We start from the raw sequence: 5,229 nt of genomic DNA, 5'->3' as shown, positions 1-5,229 counted from the left end.
GGGCTCGTATCCGTCGTGGTCGTCGTCGAACACGTACAGGTCGTCGGGGGTGGCGTTGTCGTAGGAGGCCTGGGCGCGAGCGAAGGCTTGGTCAGCGGCGGCGGGGCTCAAAGTCATACCGCTAGCTTAGTCCCTAGCCGGGCGGATAGCTACGGTTTGCAGTCAGACGGTTAGCCGTCTAACGGTCTGCCGTCAGACAGAAACCACGATGCGCCGCTCGATACGGTCGCCCGATGGCCCCTCGTCTGAACCAGATCCTCGCCGCCTCCCAAGGCGTCGCCGCCCGCACCGACTCCCGCTGGATGGAGATCCTCAACACCCTCGGCAAGGAGCCCCTCCTCTCCGGGATCACCCGCCGCTACCGGCCGCGCGCCGACGACGGCGAGCAGCTCCCCAACGAGGACAAGGACGTCCAGGTCCGCGCCCACGAGCAGCTCGAAGTGGTGCGGGGTCTCCTGACTCAGCTCTGGGATGTGACCGCCACCAAGGACGCCGCCAACACCCGCGCCGCCGCCAACGTGACCCTCCCGGGCCGGTCGACGCCGCTGCTGGAGAACGCCCCGGTGACGCTGCTGCTGTACCTGGAGAAGCAGGTCGCCGAGTGGCGCGACTTCGTCCGGAAGCTCCCGGTCCTCGACCCGGCGGTCGCCTGGACCTTCAACGAGGACGCCCAGGCCTACGCGACCCCGGTGATCACGACGGCCCGGCAGGTGCAGAAGCCGGTCCCGGTGGTGCTGTACCCGGCGACCACGGAGCACCCGGCGCAGGTCCAGTTGAGCGCGGAGCAGCACCTGGCCGGCTACTGGGACAAGGTCGACTACTCGGGGAAGCTGCCGGGTCAGGTCGTGCAGGACATGCTCGATCGGGCGGACATTCTGCTCGCGTCGCTCAAGGCGGCCCGCGAGGAGGCCAACATGACCGAGGCGGAGCCCGCGTCGGTGGGGACGGATCTGATGGCGTTCTTGATCGACGGGGCTTAGGGTCGTCGGCGCGCAGGAGCGCCAATCTGAATCTCACGATCAAGATCACGGGCGCAGGCGTCCAGTGGGGGTTCGAGTCCCTCTCCCGACACCACGAGTCGGGGTAGCCCAATGGCAGAGGCATCGTCGGCCCAGAGCAACGCTCACGATCTCGCTCCAAGATCAGAAAACCCGGTCCCCGTCGAATCTGGAGACATAGGACGACCTAGACCAGTGGCTGCGGGTTCGAGTCCCGTCCGAGGCTCCACGTGCCTCGGTAGCTCAATGGCAGAGCAGCTGGCAACTCACTGAGCGTCCGCGCCCGGTGTCGACGGAAAGTCACGGACCACCTCGCAACCAGGCCCAAGCGATTTTGGCATCACTCAGCCTGGTGAGTGACGAGAAAAGCCCCGGCGGACTGGATATGTCCGTCGGGGCGCTCGTGTCTCTGGGGGGCAAAAAAGTGCCCGGACCAAGATCGGAACGATCTTTAGATCCCCTACTCAGGACCCAAGTCGATCTAGCGATCCCCGGAGGGGAGATCGTTTAGTTTCCTGGGGTAACCGGATAGGGGTAGGGACCCACTGCCTCAGCGGGCTAGTGAGGGCCCTTTACGGGCCCATAGGTCCGGACCTGGGCCAGGCGCTGTCGATCACCTCAACCCCCCGAAACGGAGGTGATCCGCAGTGCCCACCACCCCCGACGGCAGCACCAGCCCCGACAAGGGCAACACCAGCAACGGCAGCACCAGCAACGGCAGCACCAGCAACGGCAGCGGCCCCAGCTCCCACGGCGCCGCCTACACCTCCGCCCAAGCCGGAGTCTCCGGCGGCTCGTTCGCCTACGCCGCCGCCCTCGAAGCGATGCGCGGCGACACCCTCTCCACCGCCGAACGCAAGCAACTCCTCGCCGACGAGCAAGGTTCGCCATTCGACCCCTGGCAGCGGATCTTCGCGTCGTTCGACTCCGGGCGGGTCTTCGACTACGGCGAGCAGGACGCCGCCGACTTCCGCTCCATGCTCTCCCGCTCCGGGAAGGCCCGCTCCCTGGAGCAGGTACTGACGCTGCCGCTGCGCGGCGCCCCCTGGAAGATCACCGCCGACGACGGCGACACCGGCCAGGCCGCCCTCGTCGAAGACAACCTCGGCGACAAACTCGACCTGATCATCTCCCAGATGACCTCCGGGTTCACCTACCGGCGGGCGTTCTTCGAGACCTCCTGGGAGGTCAACGACAAGGGCCAAGTCATCTACTCCGACGTCGCCCACCGACCGGCGACCGGCTGCGAGGCCGGGTTCGACCCGGCGACCGGGCGCCCCCGCGGCTTCCGGCAGCGGATCGTCCCGGTGGCCGGGTACTGGCCGAACGCGACCGGCCCCGGCATCCAGAAGTCGTCGATGCCCGGCTACGTCGTGGTCAACCCGAACCGGGCCTTCATCTACGTCCACGGCCAGTACCGGGACCCCATCAACGGCCAGTCCGACCTCGACGTCGCCCTGTGGTGCTGGCAGACCACCCAGAAGGTGCTGTTCCTGTGGTTCTCCTACCTGGAGCAGCAGGCGTTGCCGAAGACCGTCGTCTACGGCGACGACGACGCCCAGGCCGAGCGGCGGGCCCAGATGCTCGCCGGACTCAAGTCGTCCGGGGTCCTCGGTATCTCCCGGACCGGGGCGCCCGGCGACAAGGCCTTCGAGATCCTGGAGTCCTCGGGGAAGGGCGCCGACCAGTTCCAGGCGGCGATCACCTACCTGGAGTCGTCGATGATGACGTCGGCGCTCGCCGGGTTCACCGAGCTGCCGGCGCACACCTCGAAGTCCGGGGCCGGGTCCTATGCGCTGTCCGCGGACCAGTCGGAGTTCTTCATGTCCGCCCGGCAGGCCGTCGCCGACGAGATCGCCGACGCGCTCCGCCGGGAGCTGTTCGCGCCGCTGGTCGCCTACAACTACGGCATCAAGGCCCCGGTGCCCCGCATCCAGATCGGGCCGCTGTCGAAGGACGCCTCGACGAAGGCGTTCGACCTGCTCAAGTCGGTGGTGATCGCCCCGACCCTGAACGTGCCCCGGGACTTCGTCGACCAGCTGACGATGGTGGTCGCGGATCTGTGCGGTCTCGACCCGGACCAGGTCCAGGAGTCCATCAAGCAGGACGCCATCGACCGGAAGAAGCAGGCCGAGGCCCTCGCCCAACAGTTCCAGCAGGACCCCGCCGCGCAGGGTGTCCCCACTTCCTCGGCGAAGCCCCCACCGGGCCCGGGGGGACCCCAGCCGGGCCCGGCGACCCCCCCGCCGCCGGTGGGGCGCCCGGCCCCGAAGGCCGCCCCGAAGCGCCCGGCGGTGGTCGCGGCGACCTCCGACATGGTCGGGGCGATCGACACCGCGTACCGGCTGGTCACTGAGCAGGCCGGGCCCTGATGCCGAAGCGGCGGGTCCCGGTGCGGGCGTTGCGGGAGATCGCGGACGCGGTGTCGGCGGAGCGGTCGACGTCTTTCGCGACGGTGGAGGTGGGGCGGGCGGCGCTGGTGGCGGCGCTCCGCGACAAGCTCCACGCGTCCCCTGAGCTCGCGGCGGCGCTGGCCCGGGTCCAGGCCGACAACCCGATGTCGTCGGCGGTCGGGATCGGGCCGGGCGCCTCCGTCGTCCACAACGCCGGGCCGGTGTTCCGGGCGGCGTATCTGATCCGGGCGGCGCAGCGCACCCAGGCCGCCGACGACCCGTCGGCGCAGGCCACCGCGGAGCGCCGCTACCTGCGGCAGCACCAGACCGCGCAGGCCGCCCGGGAGATCGGGGCGATGCGCCTGGATGCGGCGCGGGCCGCCTACGGCCGGACGTTGGGGTGGTACGCCCGCGACGACGACCGGGTGACCCCGGAGTGCGCGGCGGCGTCCGGGAAAAACTTCGACCCGACCCATCCGCCCGCGATCGGGTTGCCGGGGCTCGGGCCGCACGTCGGGTGCCGGTGTGTGGCGGGCCCACCCCACGCGGGGGCCGCGTTCCTGTCGGGCGGTGTCCCCGAGGTGGCGCCGCTGCCGGGGACGACGGTCCGGGAACCGGCCCATCTACCGGGGGACGCCGCGATCGCGGCGTCCGTGTCGTCTGGGAGGGCTGTCGATTTGGCCGCGTCGTCGAAGAAGCCGAAGCCGGGCCCCGGCGGCACCGAGGTCCAGGGCGACGGCCTCACCTACGACCCGGCGACCCGCTCGTTCCACCCGACGACGTCCGCGGAGGGCGACTTCAACTCGAAGCACCCGCGGGTCGCGAAGGGGAAGGCGGGCGGCGGGAAGTTCACGAACAAGAGCGGCGGCGGCTCCGGCTCGGGCTCGTCGAAGGGCTCCGGGTCGAAGGGGTCGGGGTCGGGGTCGAAGGGGTCGGGGTCGAAGGGGTCGTCGGGGGGTAGCTCGGGGTCCTCGTCGGGGGGTAGCTCGGGCTCGTCGTCCGCGGCGCAGACCGCCGCGTCGAAGCGGCTGATCGCGGCGACCGCCGCCGCCGCGAAGGCGAAGACCGCCGCCGACAAGAAGGCCGCCGCCGCCGAGGTCGCCGCCGCGAAGGCCGCGCTGGTCGCGGCGAAGGCGAAGGCCGCCGCCGACGCGAAAGCCCACCCGCCCGCCCCGTCGAAGACGGTCGGGATGGCCGTCGACTCGATGGAGAAGGCGTCGACCCCGTCCCCGATCGGTGCCCCCGGCGGGCCCGGTCTGTGGCGGCACAAGGGCAAGCAGCTTCCCCCCTACATCCAGCACATCGCGAAGGCCCTGATCCGGGGCGGGATGGCCGAGTCCCACGCGATCGCGTCGGCTGTGAACACGGTGAAGCGGTGGGCCGTCGGGGGCGGCCAGGTTCACCCCGACACCCAGGCCGCCGCCGGCAAGGCGCTCGCCGAGTGGGAAGCCGACAAGGCCGAGTCCCACGCCCACTCCAACGGGCAGGCGGGGATCGAGCTGGCCGACGGCCCACATCGATACCGCCGCAAGAAGGGCGGGACACGCGTGCCGGTGGACCTCGCCGTCCAGGTCGGGTCGGTCCCGGTCCGGGCGTCGGGTGACGGCCCGCGGGTCACCGGGTCGGCGACGGGGCGGGCGGCGTTCCTCGTGGCCCTCGGGAAGCGGAAGAAGAAGCGGCGGCGTCGGCCGGTGTCGCTGTCGTTCTGGAACGAGGCGAAGCACCCCCGCGCCCCGAAGGGCACCCACCTCGGCGGGGAGTGGTGGAAGGCGGGGTCGCTCGGGTCCAGCAAGAAGAAGACCCACGACGACCTGCGGGGGTTGCTGACCGGGCGGGAC

Annotated in this window: 3 protein-coding genes; all 3 read left to right on the top strand. The window is 70.9% G+C overall.

Translation table 11 applies throughout. The features are described 5' to 3' along the window. The first annotated feature begins 233 nt into the window (after window positions 1–233). Window positions 234–980, top strand: coding sequence for a hypothetical protein (locus VGH76_RS07645; protein ID WP_331556032.1), 747 nt, complete (start codon window positions 234–236; stop codon window positions 978–980). Between the two features lie 665 nt (window positions 981–1,645). Continuing rightward, window positions 1,646–3,370 carry a phage portal protein family protein gene (locus VGH76_RS07640; RefSeq protein WP_331556031.1) on the top strand — a complete coding sequence of 575 codons (1,725 nt, stop codon included), beginning with the start codon at window positions 1,646–1,648 and terminating at the stop codon, window positions 3,368–3,370. Beyond that, on the top strand, window positions 3,370–5,229 hold a 1,860-nt coding region (locus VGH76_RS07635), incomplete at its 3' end, for a hypothetical protein (RefSeq protein WP_331556030.1). The genes VGH76_RS07640 and VGH76_RS07635, both read left to right, overlap by 1 nt.

The sequence above is a fragment of the Actinomycetospora sp. genome (assembly GCF_036497585.1).
Taxonomy (GTDB): Bacteria; Actinomycetota; Actinomycetes; order Mycobacteriales; family Pseudonocardiaceae; genus Actinomycetospora.
The sequence above is the reverse complement of the archived record's forward strand: the minus strand, read 5'-3'. Positions and strand labels throughout refer to the sequence as shown.